The following is a 21858-nucleotide window of genomic DNA, read 5'->3' on the forward strand; positions in this document are numbered from 1 at the left end:
GCAGCGGGGAATCGCTGGAAAGCGGCGTTTGCGGCCTGTTAGCTGAACGGCGGCAGAATGAATCTGACGTGCGACGAAATTCGGTGTCGCAGCCCTCGCAAGGGGGTTGCGGCAAAAGACTCTACCGTTTCCAGATCATCGGGCCGAGCGGTTCGCCGCCGAAGATGTGGACGTGAAGGTGCGGCACTTCCTGCCCTGCGTGAGCGCCGATATTGGCAAGCAGACGATAGCCGGGCTCTACCAATCCCTTGCGCCGCGCGACTTCTCCGACCGCGCGGACAAAGCCGACGATTTCCGCGTCAGAGGCACGGGCCGAAAAATCGTCCCAGCTGACATATCTGCCCTTAGGGATGACCAGGGTGTGCACCTTGGCCTGCGGGTTGATGTCCTCGAATGCGAATGCCCAATCGTCTTCGTAGACTTTCTGGCAAGGGATCTCGCCGCGCAGGATCCTGGCGAAGATGTTGTCGTCATCGTAGGGAAGCGTGGGATCGATTGGCATCAGCCGCCCTTTCTGTTTGCTTTTTCCTCGAGGCCCGAAAGCCCTTCGCGCCGTTCGAGTTCGCCCAGCACGTGATCGAACGATACGCCTTTTGCATCGAGCAGAACCAGCAGGTGGAAAAGCAGGTCCGCGGCCTCGCCCACAAGTTCTTCGTTGCTGCCGGAAAGCGCAGCGATCACCGCTTCGGTCGCTTCCTCGCCGAGCTTCTGCGCGATCTTTGGCAGGCCTTTCGCATTCAGCTTCGCGACATAGCTTTCATCGGGCGACGCGGCGCGGCGTGCGGCGATTGTCCTTTCGAGGCGTTCCAATGTGCTCATGGCGGCGATTTCGCCTAAACCCCGCGCGCAGGCAAGCCCGCATCCCGCAGGGCCTTGTGCGCTTCGCTGATCGAATGTTCGCCGAAATGGAAGATCGAGGCGGCGAGCACTGCACTCGCGTGACCCTTTGTAACGCCTTCGACGAGGTGGTCGAGCGTGCCGACCCCGCCGCTGGCGATCACCGGGATGCTTACCGCGTCCGCAATGGTGCGGATCAGTTCGAGATCGTAGCCCGCCTTGGTCCCGTCGCCATCCATGCTGGTGACGAGCAGCTCGCCCGCGCCCATTTCGGCAAGCTTCACAGCATGTTCGACCGCGTCGATCCCGGTCGGTTTCCGGCCGCCATGGGTGAAAATCTCCCAACGCGGCCCCTCTTGCGGGGCTTCTCCCTGCACGGGCACTTCAGGAGCGACGCGCCTCGCATCGACGCTCGCGACGATGCATTGGCTGCCGAATTTCCTGGCGATTTCCTCGACCAGCTTGGGCCGCTTTACCGCAGCCGAGTTCACCGCAACCTTGTCCGCGCCCGCGAGTAGCAAAGCGCGCGCGTCTTCGACCGAGGATACTCCGCCACCGACAGTTAGCGGCATGAAGCACACTTCCGCAGTGCGTTTCACAATGTCGAGCAGCGTCCCGCGGCCTTCATGCGTCGCGGAGATATCGAGAAAGCACAGCTCGTCCGCCCCCGCCTCGTCATAGGCGCGCGCCTGCTCGACCGGGTCGCCTGCATCCTTCAGATCGACGAAGTTGACGCCCTTCACCACGCGCCCGTCGGCGACGTCGAGACAGGGGATGACGCGGATGCGAACGGTCATGCCCGCGTCCCCATCGCGATCGCAGCCGCGAGGTCCAGCTTACCCTCGTAGAGCGCGCGTCCCGTAATCACGCCTTCAATACCGTTATGCGCGTGCATTGCTAGCACGTGGATATCGTCGAGACCCTTGACGCCGCCGCTGGCGATCACGGGGATGTCGACGCGCTGCGCGAGGTCGACCGTCGCGTCGATATTCACGCCCTTGAGCAGCCCGTCGCGGCCAATGTCGGTAAACAGCAGCGAGGCGACGCCTGCGTCCTCGAAGCGGCGGGCGAGATCGACCACGGGCACGTCCGACACCTCGGCCCAGCCCTCGGTTGCGACCATGCCGTCCTTGGCATCGACGGCGACCACGATGCCGCCTTCCCATTCGCGCGCCATGTCTTTCACGAATTCGGAGTTCTTCAGCGCGGCGGAGCCCATCACTATCCGCGCGACGCCGAGATTGAACCAGTCCTCAACAGCTTTCGCATCGCGGATGCCGCCACCCAACTGCACATAGCCCGGAAACCGCTCGACAATCGCTGAGACCGCCTCGCGATTGCGCCCCTCGCCTGCAAAGCTGCCGTCGAGGTCGACGACGTGCAGGTGCTCCGCGCCAGCTTCGGCGAAGATCATCGCCTGCGCCGCCGGGTCGTCGCCATAGATTGTCGCGCGGTCCATGTCGCCTTCGGCCAGCCGCACGACTTCGCCGCCCTTGAGGTCGATTGCGGGGAAAACGATCAAGGCTTCCACTCCAGGAATTTTGCGAGCGTTGCCAAGCCAAAGGCCTGGCTCTTCTCAGGATGAAATTGCACGCCAACCATATTGGCGCGCATGACCGCCGCGACCAGCCCCTCTCCGTGGTCGGTCATCGCCGCAACGTGATGCGGGTCGTCGGCGACGAAATGGTAGGAGTGGAGGAAATAGGCTTCGCCTTCCTCGATCACGCCGTTGACGCGAGCATGCGGCAGGATCGCGACGTCATTCCAGCCCATGTGCGGGACCTTGATCGCCGGATCGGACGGCTCGATCCGCCGCACTTCGCCGGGAATCCATCCGAGCCCGCGCGTCGTGCCGTGCTCTAGCCCGCGGGTCGCGAGCAATTGCATCCCGACGCATATCCCGAGAAACGGGGCACCTCCAAGCTCGACGCGCTCCTCAAGCGCCTCGACCATGCCGGGCACCCCTTTGAGGCCGTGCGCGCACGCCTTGAACGAGCCCACCCCCGGCAGCACAATCCGGTCTGCCGCGCGCACCACATCGGGGTCGGCGGTGACCTTCACATTCGCCCCGACCGCGTTGAGCGCGTTATGAACCGAATGCAGATTGCCCGCGCCGTAATCGACCAAGGCAATGATTTCAGCCACCGAGCTGCCCCTTGGTGCTCGGGATCGCGCCGCCTTTCCTCGGGTCGCGTTCGACCGCGATGCGCATCGCGCGGGCAAAGCCTTTGTAGATGCTTTCGCAAATGTGGTGGTTGTTCTTGCCGTAGATCAGTTCGACGTGAAGCGTGATCCCCGCTGCCTGCGTAACCGAGTGAAACCAGTGCTCGATCAGCTCGGTATCCCATTCGCCGAGCTTTTCCTGCGTAAATCCCGCATTCCACACAACATAGGGTCGGCCCGATATATCGAGCGCAACGCGGCTCAGCGTCTCGTCCATCGGCGAATAGGCATGGCCGTAGCGACCGATTCCCGCCTTGTCGCCGAGAGCCTCGGCAATCGCCTGCCCGAGCGCGATAGCCGAATCCTCGGTCGTGTGGTGCTGGTCGACATGCAGGTCTCCCTTCACCTTCATTGAAACGTCGATCAGCGAGTGCTTCGAAAACTGTTCGACCATGTGATCGAGAAAGCCGATCCCGGTCGAAACATCATAGGTGCCGTCGCCATCGAGATTGACGCTGATCGCGATCTCGGTCTCGGCGGTGTTACGCTCGATCGTCCCCGTGCGGGCGGCGTTTTCGGCAGTTTTTGGCATGGCCAGCGCTATAGGCGCGTCAGCAGCCAAAGCAAGCCGCTCAAGTGCAGTCGACGTGAAGGCCGAGCGATTGAAAATCCGTGTCAATCGCTCGAAAGGCTTGACCAGCGCCGCGCACCGCTCCACCACTTATTGCATGAGCGAAGACACACCCGACAGCCTGATCCCGTATGACGAGATCGTGCAGGAGGCCCTGAGGGCCGTGGTTGGCCGTGTTCTCGGCGAAATCGAAAGCGGTGGCGGCGAATTGCCGGGCAACCACCACTTCTACATCACGTTCAAGACCGGTGCGCCGGGGGTTTCGATCCCGCCGCACCTTCGTGAGCGCTTTCCCGACGAAATGACGATCGTACTCCAGAACAAGTTCTGGGACCTTGAGGTCGGCGAAGAAGGCTTTTCGGTCGGCCTCTCGTTCAACCAGATCCCGGCCAAGCTTCAGGTGCCCTTCGCGGCGATTACCGCATTCGTCGATCCGGCAGTCGACTTCGGCCTGCAATTCCAGGCAACCGTCGCCGACATGGCTCCCGAAGCGCACGAGGATGCGGAGAACGACGGTTCTGAGGGCGGTCCCGACGACAATGGCGACGGCGATGGTTCGAATGTCGTCACGGTCGATTTCGGCCGCAAGAAATAGCCCCGCGGGCGCGGGAAACCGTCCTGCACCCCGCGCGTTGAACCGTCATGAAGAAGCCCAAGCCAGACCGTTTCACCCGTACCCTTGCGAAAAGCGAGGTGGAGGAGGAAACGCGGACGTCACTGCTCGCCCCTAGCCCCAACCCGGCCACCAACCTCCTGATCGCCGATATCGTTGTGCGCGGGGCCGCCAGTCTTTTCCGGCAGAAGATCGAACGGCGCGTTGCGAAGGCGAGCTATCGCGATGATGACGAAGCCGAGAAACTTCTCGACGGGAAGACACTTATCACGACGCTCGGGCTGTATGGTGCGAGCAAGCTCGCGACACGCTCACCGCTTGGCCTCGGTATCGTTGCCACTGGCCTTGTCGCCAAGACACTCTACGACCGCGGCAAGGCCCGCCAGCGTCGCAAACGCGAACGGCGCAAGCTGCTCACTCGCGATTAGGCGGGACTTGATCGACCTCGACCCTTGATTTCGGTCACGCCTTTCGTGCAACGGGACGCATGGGCGACTACAAATCCACGGACAAACTTGCGCGGCGCGGGCTGCTGTTCATCCTTTCCTCGCCCTCCGGCGCGGGCAAAACGACACTATCCCGCATGCTGCTCGAGGCCGATGACGAGATTAAACTGTCGGTTTCCGCCACAACCCGGCCGGCGCGTCCGGGTGAGGTGGATGGCGTCCACTATCATTTCGTTACGGACGCAGAATTCGACCGGATGGTGGAAGAAGACGAGTTCTATGAATGGGCGCATGTCTTCGGACATCGCTACGGCACGCCCAAGGGACACATTCGCGAAGGATTGAAGAACGGGCAGGATTATCTCTTCGACATCGACTGGCAAGGAACACAGCAACTGAAGCAAAAGGACGACCAGGACGTTGTCACGGTCTTCGTCTTGCCCCCTAGCCTTGCCGAATTGCGCCGCCGGCTCGAAGCGCGCGCGCAGGATTCTAGCGAGGTGATCGACGAGCGTATGGAGCGGGCCCGCGCCGAAATCAGCCACTGGGCGGAATATGACTATGTCGTGATCAACGATAATGTCGATGAATGTTTTGAGCGTGTCTGTGAGGTACTCGATGCCGAACGGATGCGTCGCACCCGACAGACCGGTTTGATACCGTTCGTGCGCGAATTGATGGGCGGGTAACGGTTTTCCTCGGTTCGCCCCTTTGAACCGGCGACATATCCCTTCTTGCTTTGCGCAGAACCCGCACTGTGGTGCATCGTAATGCGTCTCCGCAAAGGGCGCTGAACATGGCTATAGTTCATCACAGGTCGCAAGATTTCGAAAGCAGGTTTCTGGCTTGTCGGGGTGAAGGCGTCGAGGCCAAACCGGAAGGCGCATTCGCAATCGAGGTGCGATTTCTCGCCGGCCTGTCGCAGCGTCAGCAAGATGCCTTTGCCAGCGCTGCCATGCGCTGGACTGAGGTCATTACGGGCGAATTGCCATCTGTGGTGGTCGACGGAGAGCTCGTGGACGACGTGCTTATCCTTGCCGAGGGCGCCGACATCGATGGCCCTGGGCGAATCCTTGGACAGGCAGGCCCGACCGCCCTCCGACCGGCTGCCGCCGGACCTGCCGCTGCGATCCCCGCCAAGGGCAGAATGATATTCGACAGCGCAGACCTTTCACAACTTAAGGAGGTCGGGACGCTCGACGATGTGATCGCGCATGAGATGGGGCACGTGCTCGGTGTTGGCACGATCTGGGAGCAGAAGAGCCTCCTGGTCGGCGCACGCACGGACAATCCTGTTTTTGTAGGACCAGCGGCGAGGATGGAGTTCGGAAAGCTGCTCGGCGAAGAACCGACCGACGTTCCCGTTGAAAACCGAGGCGGTCCGGGCACGGCAGATTCGCATTGGCGCGAAGACCTGTTTCGCGACGAGTTGATGTCCGGATTTATCTCGGCGGCTCCGAACCCGTTGAGCCGCCTTACGGCAGCGAGTTTGCAAGATCTCGGCTACACGGTCGACCTGGGCGCGGCCGAACCTTACGAATTGCCCAGCCTGATGGCTTCTGTCCAGAGCGCCATCGACGCTAGGCGTAGCGGTGTCGACATGCATCGAATGATGCCGATCCTGCCCACGATGTTGCCTGACAGCAGTATGACCCCAGACTAGATCGTCTGGTCAGATCCTTACGCTCCAAGCCGGCCTTTGAGGGGAAAATCCCGGGTAAGGGCCAAACCTTTCCCCGGGTTACCGAAATGGGTTTTCAACCGCGCGATCGCATTACCCTGCAGGATCATTGAAGATATTGGGAAGCGAAGCATTTACCACACCGCCGTCCACGGTGAGCGTTTCGCCCACCACATAATCCCCTGCACGGCTGCACAGGTAGATTGCGGCGGCCGCCATGTCCTCGGGCGAGCCGATCCGCTTGGCCGGGATCATTGATGCGGAGGCATCCGGCGCATTCTTGGCAGCCTTGTTCATTTCGCTGGCAAAGGCGCCGGGCGCGATCGAGGTTACGACGATGTTGTCCTGGATGAGCCGCGCGGCCATCCTGCGGGTCAATTGGATCACGCCCGCCTTGGAAGCCTGGTAGGCGTAGGTTTCCCATGGGTTGATCCGCTGCCCGTCAATCGAGGAAACATGGATCACCTTGGCCGGATGATCGCCCTTGCCGCCTGCGACCAACAACTCGTGCAGCCTCTGCGTCAGGAAGAACGGGGTCTTCACGTTGAGATCCATGGTTCGGTCCCAGCCAGCCTCGCTGAATTCAAGATACGGTTGCCCCCAGGCGGCGCCAGCATTGTTGATAAGGATATCGAGCCGATCTTCCCGCTTCGCCATCTCGTTGGCTAGATGCTGGATGCCGTCCATCTGGCTCAAGTCGGCAGGGATGCCGATCACCTTGTCTTCACCGAATTCGGCGATGGTTTCCTGCATCTGTTCAACCTTGCGCGCCGAGATGTAGATTCGCGCACATCCGGCAGCGAGCAGACCCTCGACGAACATCTTGCCGATGCCGCGACTGCCGCCGGTGACAAGTGCGATACGGCCATCGAGGCCAAAAAGTGATTGAATATCCATGATCAATATCCGCTCAATTCTGCCACACGGTTGGCGTGAAAATAGGCGTCGCCGAGGAATTCCTGCAAGGCCCGGTCGCGCTTCATGTAAAGGCCGATGTCGTATTCGTCGGTCATGCCGATGCCGCCATGCATCTGCACGCCTTCCTTGACCGCCAGCCCGGCAGCCTTGGCGACCTTGGCCTTGGCGACCGAACTCATCAATTCCGCACTCTCGGCGCCCTCGTCCAGCAATTGCTGTGCCTTAATGACGACGGCGCGCGCGATTTCGACTTCGGAGTAGAGATGCGAGGCGCGATGCTGCAACGCCTGGAATTCACCGATCAGCTTGCCGAATTGCTTGCGCTGCTTGAGGTAATCGATGGTCATGTCCATCGCGCCGCGGGCAACGCCCACGCCCTCGGCAGCCGCCCCCACGCGGCCTGCGGTCAGCATGGCGTTGAGGATTTCGCGTCCGCCATCGACCTCGCCGATCACGGCATCGCCATCCAATTCGACCCCGTCGAACTTGGTGTGCGTTGCCATCGAGCTGTCGACGAGACGCACAGCATCGTGGCTCATATTCGCCGCGTCTTTTGGAACGGCGAACAGCGTGATGCCATCCTCGTCTTCATCCGAACCGCTGGTGCGCGCCGCAACGACCAGCATATCCGCACTCGCGCCCTGGATCACGAAACTCTTGGAGCCTGTAAGCTTGAAACCGTTCCCTGATTTTTCAGCCCTGGTTGTGATGCGGCTGGGGCGGTGCTTGGCAGTCTCGTCAATGGCGACCGCGAACACGCTTTCACCCTCGATAAGTCCCGGCAGGTAGCGGCCCTTGAGGTCACTGGAGCCGTGCTTCAAAGCTGTCGCGGCGAGAACCGAGGAGGTCAGAAACGGCGATGGCGTGAGATTGCGTCCGATTTCTTCCAGAACGATGCCCGCTTCGACATGACCCATGCCGAGCCCGCCATCTTCTTCGTCTACCAGCATGCCGGTGAAACCCATCTCGGCCATCTGCTTCCAAAGGCCGTGCCCGAACCCGTCCTTGCAATTGCGATCCCGCCAATGACGCAGCTGCTTTGCGATATTGCCTTCTTCGGCCATGAAGCTGGTCGCGGTATCGGCCAGCATTGTTTGATCTTCATCGTGATAAAGTGGCATGGAAGCCGTTCCTCCCGGAGTGTCCGAATTTTCCTGCGGGCCGCACCTCGCTCCACGCGAGCGCGGCCCGTGATGTCTGCGCTAGCGTCGCTCAGGAACCAGGCAGTTCGAGGATGCGCTTGGAAATCACGTTTAGCATGACTTCCGAAGTGCCGCCCTCGATTGAGTTCGCCTTGGTGCGCAACCAGTTGCGCGAAGGCTTGCCGCCGCCGGTTTCTTCGCTTTCCCATTCGAGGCTGCGCGAACCGCCCACGCTCATCATCAATTCGTGACGACGCTTGTTCAGCTCTGTCCCGACATATTTCATCATGTTCGGCTGCGCAGGGTGGCCCTTACCCGCCTTCATTTCGTCCATGAACTTTTCGGCCATGGCGGTGAAAGCGAGCGCGTCCACGTCGAACAAAGCAAGTTCGCTGCGCAGAACAGGGTCGAGATCGTCGCCGTTCTTTCCTGCAAGGCGTTTCATGGCCGAACCGATCGCCGCAGTGCGGTCGCCGCCGCCCATGCCCGAAATCATCTCGCGCTCGTGACCTAGCAGGTACTTCGCGACGTCCCAGCCGCGATTGATCTCGCCAACGTAGCCGGGAACATCCTCGCCATAGCTCTTGGGCACCTTCACATCATCCATGAAGGTCTCGCAGAACGGGCTGTTGCCGCTGATCAGCAGGATCGGCTTGGTCGAGACGCCTTCGCTTGCCATGTCGAACAGCATGAAGGTGATGCCCTGGTACTTATTGTCCTTGTCTGTACGGACGAGGCAGAAAATCCAGTCGGCCTTGTCGGCATAGGAGGTCCAGATTTTCTGACCGTTGACGACCCAGTGGTCACCCTTGTCTTCGCCAAAGGTCTGCATCGATACGAGGTCCGATCCGCTGCCGGGTTCGGAATAGCCCTGGCACCAGCGGATTTCTCCGCGCGCGATTTCGTTGAGGAAGCGCTGTTTCTGCCCCTCGGTGCCGAACTTGAGCAGCGCCGGGCCAAGCATCCAAATGCCGAAGGATGAAAGCGGCGGGCGTGCTCCGATACGGCTCATTTCCTGGCGCAGAATCTTCGCCTCGGCAGGCGAAAGCCCCGCCCCGCCATATTCCTTGGGCCAAGAAGGTACCGTGTAGCCCTTGTCGCGAGCCGCCTCGAACCATGCCTTCTGTGCATCGTTCTTGAACGTTGCGTTGCGACCGCCCCAGTAAACGTCTTCGTCATCGCGCACCGGCTGACGCATTTCGGGGGGGCAATTGGCTTCCAGCCACTGGCGGGTTTCCTGGCGGAAGGCTTCAAGATCGGACATGTGCCGACTCTCCTCTTTGGTCTCTCACTTGACGCTTACGTTATGGGCATCGACCGGTTGCAAGCAAGGACCGATTTTGGTGAGCGACGGCTGTCCCCCATGCCGTAGCGTCAGCGAGATTGCGTTGACGCGACTGACATGGCGCGTAGGCTGCGCGGCCTTGTTGGGGAGAGAATTTGTGAGCGGATTCGCGGCTCTGGCCAAAGCGATCACGGAGCCTGCATGGGATTCGTAAAAGGCAAACTGCCGCAGTGGCTCAAGTTCACAAATGGCTCTGGCGCGATTGCCTTCGGTGTGAAGGATCTCGGCTTCAGCTTTTTCCTCCTGCCGTATTACAATCTTGTTCTCGGCGTGGAGGCCTGGCTGGTCGGGGCGGCGCTGGCGACTGCGCTTGTCATCGACGCACTGGTTGACCCGCTGATCGGACATCTCTCGGATCGCACCTATACACGATGGGGACGTCGGCTTCCGTGGCTTTATGTTGCCCCGATCCCGCTCGCCTTCATGTGGTCGCTGCTCTGGTCGCCGCCCTTTACGGGCGTGCCGAGCTTCTGGGAGATCGTGGCCCTCGCCGTGGGGGTGCGATTGCTCCTTTCGGCCTGCGAAGTGCCATCTGTCAGCCTAGTTCCCGAGCTCACGGACGATTACGACGAGCGTACCACGCTGTTCCGCTATCGCTTCCTGTCAGGATGGCTCGGCGGCATGCTGATGATGGTGCTCGCCTTCACGATCTTCCTCCCCACGCCAGAGGCGCAGTTGCAACCCGAAGGCTATGCCGCGTTCGGAATGTTTGGTGCGTTCCTGATGGTTCTGTCTGTCGTGGGATCGGCGGCTGGACAGCACCGGATCGTTGCCCAGCGCCCAGCGCACCGCCCACCTCCCTTTTCGCTCGCGGGAGCGTTCAGCGAAATTTTTGACGCGTTCAAGGAGAAAGCTTTTCTCGTATTCGCCGCCGGTGGGTTAGCCGCCTATGTCGGGCAAGGCATGAACTTTTCGATGACGCAATACGTCAATAATTACGTCTGGAAATTCGATGAACTCGCCTTCCAGCTCTACCCCGGCGTGTTGGCGCTTTCGGTGCTTTTCATGTTTGTGCTGGTGGGTCCGCTGCACAGGCGTTTCGGCAAACCCTGTTCATCGGCCGGCGGCGCTATCGTCGCGATGATCTTCTATTTTCTACCCTATGTCCTGTTCTTGTCGGGCCTCTGGCCCGAAACCGGCACAGCGGTTTCGACCTATTCGATGCTTGGCCTCCTCGTGATCGCCAACACCGCCTCTATCGTCGCAATCATTTCGGCCACATCCATGGTCGCAGAAATCGTAGAGGCCTTCGAGGAACGGACCGGCAAGCGCGCGGAGGGCACTTTCTATTCGGGCAACTGGCTGGTCCAGAAATGCGCGACGGCGGGCGGCATCCTCGTCACCAGCCTGATCGTCCAATCGGTCGGGATTGAGCAAGGCACGCCGCAGGACCAGGTGGCTCCGGCATCGGTAGCGCAACTTGCGCTGATCTATACCATTGCCGGATCCGCGCTGGCGATCATCGCGGCATTCTGGCTCGGTCGTTTCCCGATCACGCGCGAACAGCACGAAGCCCGCGTTGCAGCCAAGGAAAGGCGTGAGGACGCGGCGGCGCACGACGATCCGATCGACGATGCGATCCGCGCCGACCCGGACGGGCACACGATCACGCCATGACAAAAGAGAGCTTGGCGGGCCGCACGCGAAGTGCCACGGTCCACGCAATAGATTCGATTGCAATTCAGGACGTATAGAGAGGAACACCCCCATGGATTTCCAGCCGACAGAACGCCAGACCTATTGGCGAGACCGCGTTCGCGACTTCATCGAACAGCACATTCGCCCAAATATGGACGTCTACAAGGAACAGGACGCCGAGGGCGATCGCTGGAAGGTGATCCAGATCATCGAGGACAAGAAGAAGCTCGCCAAGGACGCTGGCATCTGGAACCTCTTCATGCCGCCGCGCAATGACAGCCATCAACACGTCGACGACACGTTCGAGTTTGAAGGGCCAGGCCTCACGAACCTCGAATATGCGCTCTGCGCCGAGGAGATGGGCCGCATCGGATGGGCATCGGAAGTGTTCAACTGCTCTGCGCCCGACACCGGCAACATGGAGGTCTTCCACCGCTACGGCACCCGCGAGCAGAAAGAGCAGTGGCTGAAGCCGCTGATGAACGGTGAAATCCGCAGCGCCTTCCTCATGACGGAACCCTATACCGCTTCTTCGGACGCGACGAACATCGAGACACGGATCGAGCGCGATGGCGACGAGTACGTCATTAATGGCCGCAAATGGTGGTCATCCGGCCTCGGCGACCCCCGCTGCAAGGTCGCGATCGTCATGGGAAAGACCGATTTCGAGGCAAAGCGCCACGCGCAACAATCGATGATCCTGATGCCGATCGACACGCCCGGCGTAAACATCATCCGCCACCTGCCCGTATTCGGTTATGACGATGCACCGCACGGTCACATGGAAGTCGAAATGAAGGACGTGCGCGTTCCTGCGACCAACATGCTGCTCGGCGAAGGGCGCGGTTTCGAGATTGCGCAAGGTCGCCTCGGCCCGGGCCGTATCCACCATTGCATGCGCACGATCGGTGTCGCAGAGGAAGCGCTCGCCAAGATGTGCCGCCGCCTGCAGGAGCGCGAGGCGTTCGGCAAGCCGATCTACAAGCACTCGGTTTGGGAAGAACGCGTTGCGCGCGCTCGCATCGACATCGACATGACCCGCCTGCTTTGTCTCAAGGCCGCCGATATGATGGACAAGGTCGGCAACAAGTCGGCCAAGCAGGAAATCGCAATGATCAAGGTGCAGGCTCCCAACATGGCGCTGCGCATCATCGACGATGCGATCCAGGCGCATGGCGGCGGCGGCGTGAGCGAAGATTACGGTCTTGCGAGCGCATACGCGCACCAGCGCACCCTGCGTCTCGCCGATGGCCCCGACGAGGTCCACGCCCGCTCGATCGCGCGCATGGAGTTCGGCAAGCACGCGCCGAACCAAAGCCCGACCGCGAACGCCCTTCGGGGCGATAGTGGCCGGGCGGCTAATGACACCGCCTCGTTCAGTTCGGGCGACATGGGCGCGACGCGCTGAGGTCGCGCGGCACAGGGGAGAAGCCAAACGTGGCGAAAGCAGCAATCCTGGAAACACCCGGCGAAGGCCTAGTTATCGGCGATATTGAAGTCGCCGATCCGATGCCGCACGAGGTCCTGATCGATACAAAGGCCTGCGGGCTTTGCCATTCGGACCTGCATTTCATCGACGGGGCTTACCCGCATCCCCTCCCCTGTGTGCCCGGGCACGAGGCAGCTGGCGTAGTGCGCGCGGTCGGCTCCGAAGTGAAGACGGTGAAGCCGGGCGACCATGTCGTCTCGTGCCTCAGCGCTTTTTGCGGACAGTGCGAGTTCTGCGTGACAGGGCGGATGGCTCTGTGCCTGGGAGCGGCAACGCGGAGAGGGAAGGACGATGCCTCGCGCCTTTCGCGAGACGGAGAGCCGGTCAACCAGATGCTCAACCTCTCGGCGCTTTCCGAGCAGATGCTGATCCACGAAAACGCCTGCGTCGCCATCGACAAGGAGATGCCATTGGACCGGGCCGCCGTGATCGGTTGCGCGGTCACGACAGGTGCAGGCACGATCTTCAATGCGTGCAAAGTGACGCCGGGCGAGACCGTGCTGGTCGTCGGCTGCGGAGGTGTGGGCCTTGCCACGATCAACGCGGCCAAGATCGCGGGCGCGGGCAAGGTGATCGCCGCCGATCCGCTGCCTGAAAAGCGCGAACTCGCCAAGGTTCTGGGCGCGACTCACACGGTCGATGCGCTCGCTGACGACGTTGTGAAGCAGATTCACGATATCTCGCGTGGAGGTGTCGACTGGGGGATTGAAGCAGTTGGAAGACAGGCTTCCGCAGACCTTGCGGTTGCGGCGCTGCGCCGCGGCGGTACGGCCGTGATCCTCGGCATGATGCCGTTGGACTGCAAGGTGGGCCTTGGAGCAATGGACTTGCTCGGCGGAAAGAAGCTGATGGGAGCAATCATGGGTATGAACCACTTTCCCGTCGACCTGCCCCGCCTGGTCGATTTCTATATGCGCGGCCTGCTCGATCTCGACACAATCATTGCCGAACGCATTTCGCTCGACCAGGTGAACGAAGGCTTCGACAAAATGCGCGAGGGGCATCATGCCCGCAGCGTGGTGGTGTTCGACTGATGCCAGAAAACGAAAACGCGAAAAGTACCGCAACCGAAATGCCCGAAATCGACTTCGACAAAGAAATGGTCGGCACGGTCGAGGTCACCGAGAAAGACAAGCTCGACCTTGAGAAGCTGACCGAATGGTTTGCTGCCAACGTCGAAGGTTTCGAAGGACCGATCAGCTACACCAAGTTCAAGGGTGGACAATCCAACCCGACCTACAAGATCGAGACGCCGGGGACAAATTATGTCCTGCGCAGGCAGCCATTCGGAAAACTGCTGCCAAGCGCGCATGCAGTGGACCGTGAATACAAGGTCATGACCGCGCTCTATCCGACCGGTTTCCCGGTCCCGCGCACCTATGGCCTGTGCGAGGACACCGGAGTCATCGGCTCGAAGTTCTTCGTGATGTCGATGGCCGATGGCCGAAGCCTTTGGAATGGCGCCCTGCCCGATATCTCATCGCAGGACCGCCGCGAGGTTTACAATTCGCTGATCGATACGATGGCAGACCTGCATCTCAACGATCCTCAAGAGATCGGTCTTGGCGATTATGGCAAACCCACCGACTACTGCGCGCGCCAGATCGCGCGCTGGTCCAAGCAGTACAAGCTCTCCGAAACCGAGCACATGCCCGAAATGGAGCGGCTGATCGAATGGCTACCCGAGACGATTCCCCCGCAGTATGAAAGCTCGGTGGTCCACGGTGACTACCGCCTCGACAACGTGATCTTCCACAAGACCGATAACCGCATCATCGCGGTGCTCGATTGGGAATTGTCGACGCTGGGCGATCCGATCGCAGACTTTAGCTACCTAATGCTCAACTGGTTCCAACCCGCCGACGGACGCGCGGGACTGCTCGGTCTCGATCTCGGCGAACTGGGCATTCCGACGGTCGAAGAAGCCGTTGAACGCTATGTCGCGCGCACCGGCTACCCCGTCCCACCGATGGACTGGTACTTCGCTTACAACCTGTTCCGCTTGGCGGGCATCATGCAGGGCATCAAGAAGCGGGTGATCGACGGCACCGCCTCGTCAGCGCACGCCAAGGCGATGAGCGACCGGGTTCAGCCGCTCGCCCAACGCGCCTACCAGTTCGCGCTCGACGCGGGGATGCCTGCTTAAAACGAGGCCGAAAAGCTGACGAGCGCACCGACGTCCGTGGGCGCGCGTTCGATGTGTCCGGGTTCGCTACGGTAAAACACGCTCGCCCGCGCATAACCGAAGAATAGCGGCGAGCCGTATGTCAATTCGCCCATCAGTTCGCGGCCCTTTGGCGACAACGAAAGCGTCTGCCGACCGATAATTGGTGCCTCGGTCACGTAGTCATAGGCCACTGGGAGGTCGAAATCGATCCCGCCACCGCTCACTCGCAGCGGCTGGCTGATACGGAAACCGACCTGGTCGAAATCGGTAAGCAGGCTGCGCCGTGTCACGTCTAGCGACCACGCCTCGCTCAGCAGATGCGACCCGGAACCCAGCAGTTCGGAGGCCTGAGGACGAGTGACACCGAGGCGGTAGGCGCCGCCAAGCTGCCATTTCGGCGCTAGGCTCCAGCGCGCGTCTCCATCGACGAAGAGCGTGTCAGCACCGCGCAGACCCAGCGCCGGATTGAAATGACTGCCAAGCAGCGTGTCCTCTTCCGCCAGCCATGTCAGCGCCATACCGGTTTCGAAATCGCCAAACCTGCGATCGGCCGCGAGGCCGATACTGCGCGTGGGACGACTTTCCCGCACGCCATAAACCACATCGCCCGCCCGGCGATTGTCGCCGAGCCAGGCGCGCCCGGTTTCTGCCGACAGCGTCAGACCCCACGGGCCGATCTGGCGGCGCGCTGCAAAAGCCAGGTCGCTGCTTGTAAGGAAGCCCATATTGCCGCCTGCGCTCGGGGCTATGGCGAAAGCGGGTCGATCCGCACCGCGCAGCTGACCAACGAGGCCGGTGGCACTTTGCGAGATAGCGAAGCCAAGCTTGAGGTCGGGTGCAATCCTCGCCGCCACGCGCGCGGCCAGCACCCGTGCTCCCAAAGCCTCTTCGGGCGACAATTGCAACTCGCGCGACCAACCCAGGCCTGCTGCACGCTGCCCTTCACCGATGGTCACCGCGAGCGACATGGCCTCGTTGCCCGCCGCGCGTGTAATCCCGCCGCGTTCGACAGCACCGCGCAGGCGCTGGATGGGAACGGCAGCCTGCGCCTGGGTGCCGAGCGCCACGCGGTAGGCGCGTTCGTACTTGTCCAAGACTACGGTACTCAGCGAAGCACCACTCAGCGCATCTCCCATGGCAGCCGAACCGACCGCGAAGTTGTCTGCCAAAGCGAGCGAGCGACCCGTTCCCGCAAGGGTTGTCGTGCCATTGGGCGCAATTGCAGCCGCGATATCCAGGATACCGGTTCCGTAAACAGCGTCCGTCCCCACTGCACCCGCGTCACGCGCGGTGTCGAGCAGGATCTCTACAATCTCGACCGCAGTGAGGTTCGGGAAGGCCTGCGCCAGGATCGCGACCGCGCCCGACACCTGCGGTGCAGCAAAGCTTGTGCCTGAAAACACGGTAACGAACCGCTGCCCGTCGATCGTTTCGATGAACAGTTCGCCATTATCGTAGACGCAGCATACCCTTTCGCCGAGTGCGGTCAGATAGGCGGCGGCATCGTCGCCTGCACGGTTGCTGAAGCCGGAAATCTGGCTCTGATCGTCGACCGATCCTACGATGATCACGTTTCCATTACCTGCCGCGAGCAGCGCCTGCGCGAATGGATCCGGTTGATCGGGATCGATATCCGGATCGCTGCCGTCGCCGCTATTCCCGGCCGCGACTACAACAACGACACCGCGGTTCGCCGCCTGCGTGACAGCATTCAGAACGCGCTGCGACGTCCCCCCCCCACCGAGGCTGAGATTTATGACCGTCGCGTCGTTATCGATTGCCCGCTGGATCGCAGTGGCAATATCGCGATCATTGAAGAGGCACCCGAGAGTGGGATCGTCCGGCGTATCCATGCCGCATGAGCCTGGTTCGTCGGTCCGCAGGGCAAGTATCTGGGCTTCGAAAGCAATACCAAGGATGCCCTGGTTGTTTCGGCCGGCAGCTGCGATCAGCGCAACGTTGGTCCCGTGATCGTCCTCGGGATCGATCCCGCGCGATCCAGCGACATCGGCAGAGGCGGGATGGACGCGCCCCGCAAATTCGGGGCTGTCGCTGTCGAGGCCTGAATCGACGACCGCAATGATTTCTCCAGAGCCCGTAAACCCTTCGCGCCATGCCGCATCGACATTGTGGAAACCCGGCCCATCGGACTGACGAAACTCCGCCGTGTTGAAATTGGTCGTTGGCGGGGGCGGAGGAGGAGGCGGTGGCGGCGGAGGGGGAGGTGGCGGCGGCGGAAGTGGCGGCGCCGACACAATCGGCGGAGTAGAGCTCGGACTGCCGCTACAGGCGGCAAGCGCCGCGCACGCTGACGCCACGACGGCGGCTTTTCCGACCGCTTTCCAGCTGATCGGGGCTGTATCATCAGATTTTGGCGGAACAATCGCTCCGGGGGACATTTTCATTACTGCGACCTCTTGCCCGTTCCCCCTAGACAGAAGGTCTTACGATGAAGTTCTCAACGATGACAAGTGCGGCACCTCCCTACTTGCACTCGCAGCTTGTCGCACAGCGCACTCGCCGCTAGCAGCACGGAACAGATCGCCACACCTACCTGCCTGAGGAAGAATGTCTGAAACACTCATCGCCGAAATCGAAGCCGCTTGGGAAAACCGGTCCGAAGTCACGCCCGGACACGAGGCTCGGCACGCGGTCAACAAAGCGCTGAAAATGCTCGGACATGGGGAGGCGAGAGTTGCCGAGCCTGACGGAGATGGCGGCTGGCGCGTCAATCAGTGGCTCAAAAAGGCGGTGCTTCTCTCATTCCGTCTCAGAGACAATTCGATCATGGAAGGCGGATCAGGCGGCGAAAATGCCTTCGACAAGGTTCCGCTCAGATTCGCCGGGTGGGGCGAGAACCGTTTTCGCGAGGCCGGTTTCCGCGTCGTGCCGGGTGCAATCGTGCGCAGGGGCAGCTTTATCGGCAAAGGGGTCGTCCTGATGCCCAGCTTCGTCAATATCGGCGCCTATGTCGATGAGGGAACAATGGTCGATACTTGGGCGACAGTAGGATCTTGCGCCCAGATCGGCAAAAACGTGCACATTTCGGGCGGCGCCGGGATCGGCGGCGTGCTCGAACCGCTGCAGGCGGAGCCTGTCATTATCGGCGATGGAGCATTCATCGGTGCTCGCTCGGAAGTCGCAGAAGGCGTGCGTGTTGGCGAAGGGGCAGTGCTCTCGATGGGCGTCTATCTCGGTGCTTCGACCAAGATCGTCGACCGCGCGACCGGCGAAATCCACATGGGCGAAGTACCGCCCTATGCGGTTGTGGTCCCCGGCACTCTCCCCGGCAAACCTCTGGCCGATGGTTCGCCCGGCCCCTCGCTCTATTGTGCCGTTATCGTAAAGACAGTCGATGCACAGACCCGCTCGAAGACAGGGATCAACGAACTTCTGCGCGACTGATCGCGCGACATATTTCCAGTCCATGCTATGCTGGGCTATAAAGCCCCGAACGGAGATGACATGTCCTACGAAAAAGACAATGAAGTCCACATCGAAGATGACGATGCGCGTGCTGCCAGCACACCCGGTATCGTACGTTATGTTCTCGCCATCAGCCTGATCCTAGCAGTGATAGCGATGACGATGGTCTGGGTGGTGCCCGCCATTTGGGGCTGATCGCTCCACGCGGAACATCCCAGCCATCTTGCTCGTTCGTTTCCTGAAAAGGAGACAACCATGAGCAATTCCAACAGCTTCCAGACCGGTCAGTATGTCAAATGGAACTGGGGTGATGGCGAAGGCAGGGGCCAGATCAAGGAACGTTTCGAACGTGAAGTGACCCGTACACTGCAGGGCGCCGAAGTCACCAAGGACGGTGACGAGGATAATCCCGCCTACCTCATCAAACAGGATGACGGCGACGAAGTGCTGAAGCGTGGCTCCGAGCTCGAGGCGCAGGATTGATGGCCAAGGCCAAAAGCAAGGCGCAGCGACGGGCCGCAGGAACCGCGCTCGCAGCCAAGCGGGGCCCGGCCGACAAGTCCGATTTGCAGGGCGCTTCGGCGGAAATGTACGAGAGCATGAGCGGGGAAGAACTCGAGGAAATGGCTTCGACCTCGCGAGAGGACCTGCCGAAGACCGTCAACGACGAATGATCGTGGTCCGAAGTAAGGTGTAACCGATCTGCCCATTTCACCGAAACCTCCGCATCAAAGGAGATTTCGATGAAACAGCTTTCGATCAAGCCCATCCGCATCGGCGCTATCGCAGCGCGCGCTGCTGAAACCAATCCGTCAATGCCTTACGTGCTCGGCATCAGTCTAGCGCTGGCGAGCAGCATGATGAGCCTCGCCTGGATTCTGCCCGCGCTCTACCTCTGATCAGGCTTCGCGGTCAGTCCTCTTTCGGGAGGATCGTCTCGAGCGGGGGCTGGCCGGCGACGCTTGCCGAATACCGTTCCGCGTCGCGCAAGACGCGGATCGCATTGCGGCTCGAAATGAGTTCAAGCTCGACCTGCGAATAGCCGCGGCGCGCCAGTTCCTCGAATAGCGCGGGATATCCCGAAGCATCTTCCATTCCGACAGGGCCTGACGGCATGCCGTCATAATCTGCGCCGATGCCGATGTATTCGACGCCCACGAAGTTTTTGATGTGGTCGATATGGTCGGCCATGTGGCTCACCATGGTCTGCGGCTCGGGATTGGCGGCGTCCCATTCGGCCATCGCACGGTTCACGACATCGGGCTGGCCGAGATAGAGCGATTCCTGCCGCGCGACTTCGGCCTGACGTTCTGCATACCATTGACGACGCTCGTCATTCAGAAAACCGGGAAGGCCCACCACCATCACGATTCCACCATTGTCTGGAAGACGCGCAAGAACGCTGTCGGGCACATTACGTGCATGGCCGTTGACCGCGCGCACGCCCGAATGGCTGAAGATGACCGGTGCCTGCGCAACGTCGAGTGCGTCGTGCATCGCCTGTTCGCTGACATGGCTGAGGTCGACCAGCATCCCGATCCGGTTCATCTCGCGGATCACGTCCTTGCCGAAATCACTGAGACCACCATGTTCGGGATCATCGGTGGCGCTATCGGCCCATGGTGTGTTGGCCGAGTGCGTGATCGTCATGTAGCGCGCGCCCAGCACGTACATCTGGCGCAGCACTCCAAGGCTCGATCCAATCGAGTGACCGCCTTCCATGCCGAGCAGCGAGGCAACCCTTCCCTCGGCCATCGCGCTTTCGACCTGATCTGCGGTTTCGGCATAGGCGAGTGATTGCGGATATCGCGTGATGAGGCGCTTCATCACGTCGATCTGCTCCATAGTCATTTGCACCGCCTCGGACTCCGACAGGCTCACCGGCACATAGACCGACCAGTATTGCGCGCCGACCTTGCCTTGCGAGAGCCGCTGGAGGTCGGTGTGCATGGCTCTGCCCTGCGGGTGAGTCTCGCCGGTACCGGTTGTGTCGGTGAAATCGAAATCATTGATCTGGTTGTCGAAACGCGCGCGAAGCTGGATTGGCACGTCGTTATGCCCGTCAAACACCGGCGCAGCCTCCAGCGCGGCGTTGGCAGTCGCGGCTGCTGCATCGTTCTCGATCGCGGGCGCAATATCCTCGGCAACGCTCTGCGCCGCGGCGGGTGCGGCGAGGACGGCAGCAATAGCGGCGAGCGGCAAAAGGCGGTGTTGCATGTGGCTGGAAACTCCCGGTAACTGACCCGGTACGAACGGGGGTGCGACATGGCAGCAACTGATAGCGCGGACAGGCTGATCGAACAATTGAAGCTTGCGCCCCACCCCGAAGGCGGGTGGTATCGCGAAACGTGGCGCGGCGATGCGTGCGAGGATGGCCGCGCGTCTGGCACAGCGATCCTGTTTCTGCTCAAGGCAGGCGAAAGCTCGCACTGGCACCGCGTCGATGCGCATGAAATGTGGTTCTGGCAGGCGGGCGATCCGCTCGACCTCGGCATTGCTGCAAGCGATGGGGGGCCGGTGGAGACCATCCGCCTGGGCAGCGAAGTCACTGCGGGCCAGCACCTGCAGGGTCACGTCCCCAAGGACGCTTGGCAGGCTGCTGAACCAGCCGACGGCACCCAAGGCTATTGCCTCGTCTCGTGTGTTGTGGTGCCGGGTTTCGAGTTTTCAGGTTTCGAACTTGCCGGGCCTGATTGGGAGCCGGGACAATGATCAAACGTGGAGTGCGGGTGCTATTGGCACTGTTCTATGGCTATGCCGGATACGCCCATATTGTCCGACCAGAGCCGTTTCTTGCCATTACTCCGGATTGGGTGCCGTTCCCGGAAGCGGTAATTTTCTGGACTGGCATTGCCGAGATCGCAGGAGCGATCGGCCTTGCTCAACCGTTCTCAATGAAACTGCGGCAGGCGGCGGGGATCGGACTGGCACTCTATGCGTTGTGCGTTTGGCCGGCGAACATGAATCACTTCGCGATGGACATGGCCAGCGAAGATGGCGGCCTGGGCCTCGGCTACCACTTGCCCCGCATGATTGCTCAACCTGTCCTGATCTGGCTCGCCCTTTGGACGGGCGAAGTCATCGGCGCGAGGCGGCATTCCGAATGATCAGCGCCAACGACGCGATCAACGAGTTGCTGGGAAAGCGCGGGCCGGGAAAAACGATGTGCCCGAGCGAGGCGGCAAAGCGTCTCACCGGCCCGGATGGCGATTGGCGCGAGAATATGGGTCTGGTTCACCGGGCGGTCGATGAAATGTTCGAGGCCGGAACCATAACCCTTTCGTGGAAGGGTAAGCGGAAAGAGCAGCGGCGCGGCGCCTATCGCATTGCGCGCCGCTAACTCTTCCCGTTACTTGCAAGGC

At 61.1% G+C, this 21858-nt stretch carries 27 protein-coding genes; 16 read left to right on the top strand and 11 right to left on the bottom strand.

Annotation, left to right across the window (positions count from 1 at the left end; genetic code table 11):
* Positions 1 to 121: 121 nt before the first annotated feature.
* Genes FIU90_RS14405 through hisB form a run of 6 tightly spaced genes read right to left on the bottom strand, consistent with a single transcriptional unit; the run spans position 122 to position 3592 of the window.
* Complete coding sequence (locus FIU90_RS14405) at positions 122 to 502, bottom strand: histidine triad nucleotide-binding protein (protein ID WP_152435405.1); 381 nt, start codon at positions 500 to 502, stop codon at positions 122 to 124.
* Positions 502 to 819, bottom strand: a complete 318-nt coding sequence (locus FIU90_RS14410) for a phosphoribosyl-ATP diphosphatase (RefSeq protein WP_172970288.1) — start codon at positions 817 to 819, stop codon at positions 502 to 504. The genes FIU90_RS14405 and FIU90_RS14410 overlap by 1 nt, the downstream gene beginning before the upstream one ends.
* A gap of 14 nt (positions 820 to 833) precedes the next feature.
* Positions 834 to 1634, bottom strand: a complete 801-nt coding sequence (gene hisF / locus FIU90_RS14415) for an imidazole glycerol phosphate synthase subunit HisF (RefSeq protein WP_152435406.1) — start codon at positions 1632 to 1634, stop codon at positions 834 to 836.
* The gene (hisA, locus tag FIU90_RS14420) at positions 1631 to 2359 is read right to left on the bottom strand and encodes a 1-(5-phosphoribosyl)-5-[(5-phosphoribosylamino)methylideneamino]imidazole-4-carboxamide isomerase (RefSeq protein ID WP_152435407.1); all 729 of its coding nucleotides are present in this window, start codon (positions 2357 to 2359) and stop codon (positions 1631 to 1633) included. The genes hisF and hisA overlap by 4 nt, the downstream gene beginning before the upstream one ends.
* Positions 2356 to 2982, bottom strand: a complete 627-nt coding sequence (gene hisH / locus FIU90_RS14425; protein WP_152435408.1) for an imidazole glycerol phosphate synthase subunit HisH — start codon at positions 2980 to 2982, stop codon at positions 2356 to 2358. Before hisH ends, hisA begins: the two co-directional genes overlap by 4 nt.
* The gene (hisB, locus tag FIU90_RS14430; RefSeq protein ID WP_152435409.1) at positions 2975 to 3592 is read right to left on the bottom strand and encodes an imidazoleglycerol-phosphate dehydratase HisB; all 618 of its coding nucleotides are present in this window, start codon (positions 3590 to 3592) and stop codon (positions 2975 to 2977) included. The genes hisH and hisB overlap by 8 nt, the downstream gene beginning before the upstream one ends.
* Before the next feature lie 136 nt (positions 3593 to 3728).
* On the opposite strand from hisB, the gene FIU90_RS14435 reads away from it, so the two are divergent.
* The 4 genes from FIU90_RS14435 to FIU90_RS14450 all read left to right on the top strand — a co-directional run bounded on the left by FIU90_RS14435 (position 3729) and on the right by FIU90_RS14450 (position 6353).
* Positions 3729 to 4226: an SspB family protein gene (locus FIU90_RS14435; RefSeq protein ID WP_152435881.1), complete on the top strand. Its 498-nt coding sequence runs from the start codon at positions 3729 to 3731 to the stop codon at positions 4224 to 4226.
* A gap of 47 nt (positions 4227 to 4273) precedes the next feature.
* Complete coding sequence (locus FIU90_RS14440; protein WP_152435410.1) at positions 4274 to 4672, top strand: hypothetical protein; 399 nt, start codon at positions 4274 to 4276, stop codon at positions 4670 to 4672.
* Between the two features lie 59 nt (positions 4673 to 4731).
* Positions 4732 to 5379, top strand: coding sequence for a guanylate kinase (gmk, locus tag FIU90_RS14445; protein WP_152435411.1), 648 nt, complete (start codon positions 4732 to 4734; stop codon positions 5377 to 5379).
* A 107-nt stretch (positions 5380 to 5486) separates the two neighbouring features.
* Positions 5487 to 6353, top strand: coding sequence for a leishmanolysin-related zinc metalloendopeptidase (locus FIU90_RS14450; RefSeq protein WP_152435412.1), 867 nt, complete (start codon positions 5487 to 5489; stop codon positions 6351 to 6353).
* A gap of 111 nt (positions 6354 to 6464) precedes the next feature.
* Here FIU90_RS14450 and FIU90_RS14455 read toward each other — a convergent pair whose 3' ends face one another.
* The 3 genes from FIU90_RS14455 to FIU90_RS14465 form a co-directional block, all read right to left on the bottom strand.
* A complete protein-coding gene (locus FIU90_RS14455) occupies positions 6465 to 7268 on the bottom strand; it encodes an SDR family oxidoreductase (RefSeq protein WP_152435413.1) in 804 nt (267 codons plus the stop codon).
* A 2-nt stretch (positions 7269 to 7270) separates the two neighbouring features.
* Complete coding sequence (locus FIU90_RS14460; RefSeq protein WP_152435414.1) at positions 7271 to 8410, bottom strand: acyl-CoA dehydrogenase family protein; 1140 nt, start codon at positions 8408 to 8410, stop codon at positions 7271 to 7273.
* 91 nt (positions 8411 to 8501) lie between these two features.
* A complete protein-coding gene (locus FIU90_RS14465) occupies positions 8502 to 9695 on the bottom strand; it encodes an acyl-CoA dehydrogenase family protein (RefSeq protein WP_152435415.1) in 1194 nt (397 codons plus the stop codon).
* Positions 9696 to 9917: 222 nt separating this feature from the next.
* On the opposite strand from FIU90_RS14465, the gene FIU90_RS14470 reads away from it, so the two are divergent.
* From FIU90_RS14470 to FIU90_RS14485, 4 genes are all read left to right on the top strand, one after another.
* Positions 9918 to 11393 (top strand): MFS transporter, encoded by a 1476-nt coding sequence (locus FIU90_RS14470; protein ID WP_152435416.1) that lies wholly within the window; start codon positions 9918 to 9920, stop codon positions 11391 to 11393.
* Between the two features lie 91 nt (positions 11394 to 11484).
* Positions 11485 to 12822: an acyl-CoA dehydrogenase family protein gene (locus FIU90_RS14475; RefSeq protein ID WP_152435417.1), complete on the top strand. Its 1338-nt coding sequence runs from the start codon at positions 11485 to 11487 to the stop codon at positions 12820 to 12822.
* A gap of 29 nt (positions 12823 to 12851) precedes the next feature.
* On the top strand, positions 12852 to 13937 hold the full coding sequence (locus FIU90_RS14480) for a Zn-dependent alcohol dehydrogenase (RefSeq protein WP_152435418.1): 1086 nt from the start codon (positions 12852 to 12854) through the stop codon (positions 13935 to 13937).
* Positions 13938 to 13975: 38 nt separating this feature from the next.
* Positions 13976 to 15049, top strand: a complete 1074-nt coding sequence (locus FIU90_RS14485) for a phosphotransferase family protein (protein WP_152435882.1) — start codon at positions 13976 to 13978, stop codon at positions 15047 to 15049.
* Here FIU90_RS14485 and FIU90_RS14490 read toward each other — a convergent pair.
* Complete coding sequence (locus tag FIU90_RS14490; RefSeq protein WP_234029545.1) at positions 15046 to 17475, bottom strand: S8 family peptidase; 2430 nt, start codon at positions 17473 to 17475, stop codon at positions 15046 to 15048. The two genes, FIU90_RS14485 and FIU90_RS14490, sit on opposite strands and share 4 nt — an antisense overlap.
* Positions 17476 to 17638: 163 nt before the next feature.
* On the opposite strand from FIU90_RS14490, the gene dapD reads away from it, so the two are divergent.
* The 5 genes from dapD to FIU90_RS15615 all read left to right on the top strand — a co-directional run bounded on the left by dapD (position 17639) and on the right by FIU90_RS15615 (position 19395).
* Positions 17639 to 18475, top strand: coding sequence for a 2,3,4,5-tetrahydropyridine-2,6-dicarboxylate N-succinyltransferase (dapD, locus tag FIU90_RS14500; protein WP_152435421.1), 837 nt, complete (start codon positions 17639 to 17641; stop codon positions 18473 to 18475).
* Positions 18476 to 18535: 60 nt separating this feature from the next.
* Entirely contained in the window at positions 18536 to 18691 is a 156-nt protein-coding gene (locus FIU90_RS15610) for a hypothetical protein (RefSeq protein ID WP_172970289.1), read from the top strand.
* A 60-nt stretch (positions 18692 to 18751) separates the two neighbouring features.
* Positions 18752 to 18979, top strand: a complete 228-nt coding sequence (locus FIU90_RS14505; protein WP_152435422.1) for a DUF2945 domain-containing protein — start codon at positions 18752 to 18754, stop codon at positions 18977 to 18979.
* Complete coding sequence (locus tag FIU90_RS14510; RefSeq protein WP_152435423.1) at positions 18979 to 19170, top strand: DUF3008 family protein; 192 nt, start codon at positions 18979 to 18981, stop codon at positions 19168 to 19170. The genes FIU90_RS14505 and FIU90_RS14510 overlap by 1 nt, the downstream gene beginning before the upstream one ends.
* A gap of 69 nt (positions 19171 to 19239) precedes the next feature.
* The gene (locus tag FIU90_RS15615; protein ID WP_172970290.1) at positions 19240 to 19395 is read left to right on the top strand and encodes a hypothetical protein; all 156 of its coding nucleotides are present in this window, start codon (positions 19240 to 19242) and stop codon (positions 19393 to 19395) included.
* 13 nt (positions 19396 to 19408) lie between these two features.
* On the opposite strand, the gene FIU90_RS14515 is transcribed toward FIU90_RS15615, so the two are convergent.
* Positions 19409 to 20713, bottom strand: a complete 1305-nt coding sequence (locus tag FIU90_RS14515) for a dipeptidase (protein WP_152435424.1) — start codon at positions 20711 to 20713, stop codon at positions 19409 to 19411.
* 48 nt (positions 20714 to 20761) lie between these two features.
* Between FIU90_RS14515 and FIU90_RS14520 the strand changes: the two genes are divergently transcribed.
* Genes FIU90_RS14520 through FIU90_RS14530 form a run of 3 tightly spaced genes read left to right on the top strand, consistent with a single transcriptional unit; the run spans position 20762 to position 21836 of the window.
* A complete protein-coding gene (locus FIU90_RS14520; RefSeq protein WP_152435425.1) occupies positions 20762 to 21208 on the top strand; it encodes a cupin domain-containing protein in 447 nt (148 codons plus the stop codon).
* The gene (locus FIU90_RS14525) at positions 21205 to 21603 is read left to right on the top strand and encodes a DoxX family protein (RefSeq protein ID WP_152435426.1); all 399 of its coding nucleotides are present in this window, start codon (positions 21205 to 21207) and stop codon (positions 21601 to 21603) included. The genes FIU90_RS14520 and FIU90_RS14525 overlap by 4 nt, the downstream gene beginning before the upstream one ends.
* On the top strand, positions 21600 to 21836 hold the full coding sequence (locus tag FIU90_RS14530; RefSeq protein ID WP_152435427.1) for a DUF3253 domain-containing protein: 237 nt from the start codon (positions 21600 to 21602) through the stop codon (positions 21834 to 21836). Before FIU90_RS14525 ends, FIU90_RS14530 begins: the two co-directional genes overlap by 4 nt.
* Positions 21837 to 21858: the final 22 nt, after the last annotated feature.

The sequence above is a fragment of the Erythrobacter sp. THAF29 genome, from assembly GCF_009363635.1.
Classification (GTDB): domain Bacteria; phylum Pseudomonadota; class Alphaproteobacteria; order Sphingomonadales; family Sphingomonadaceae; genus Erythrobacter.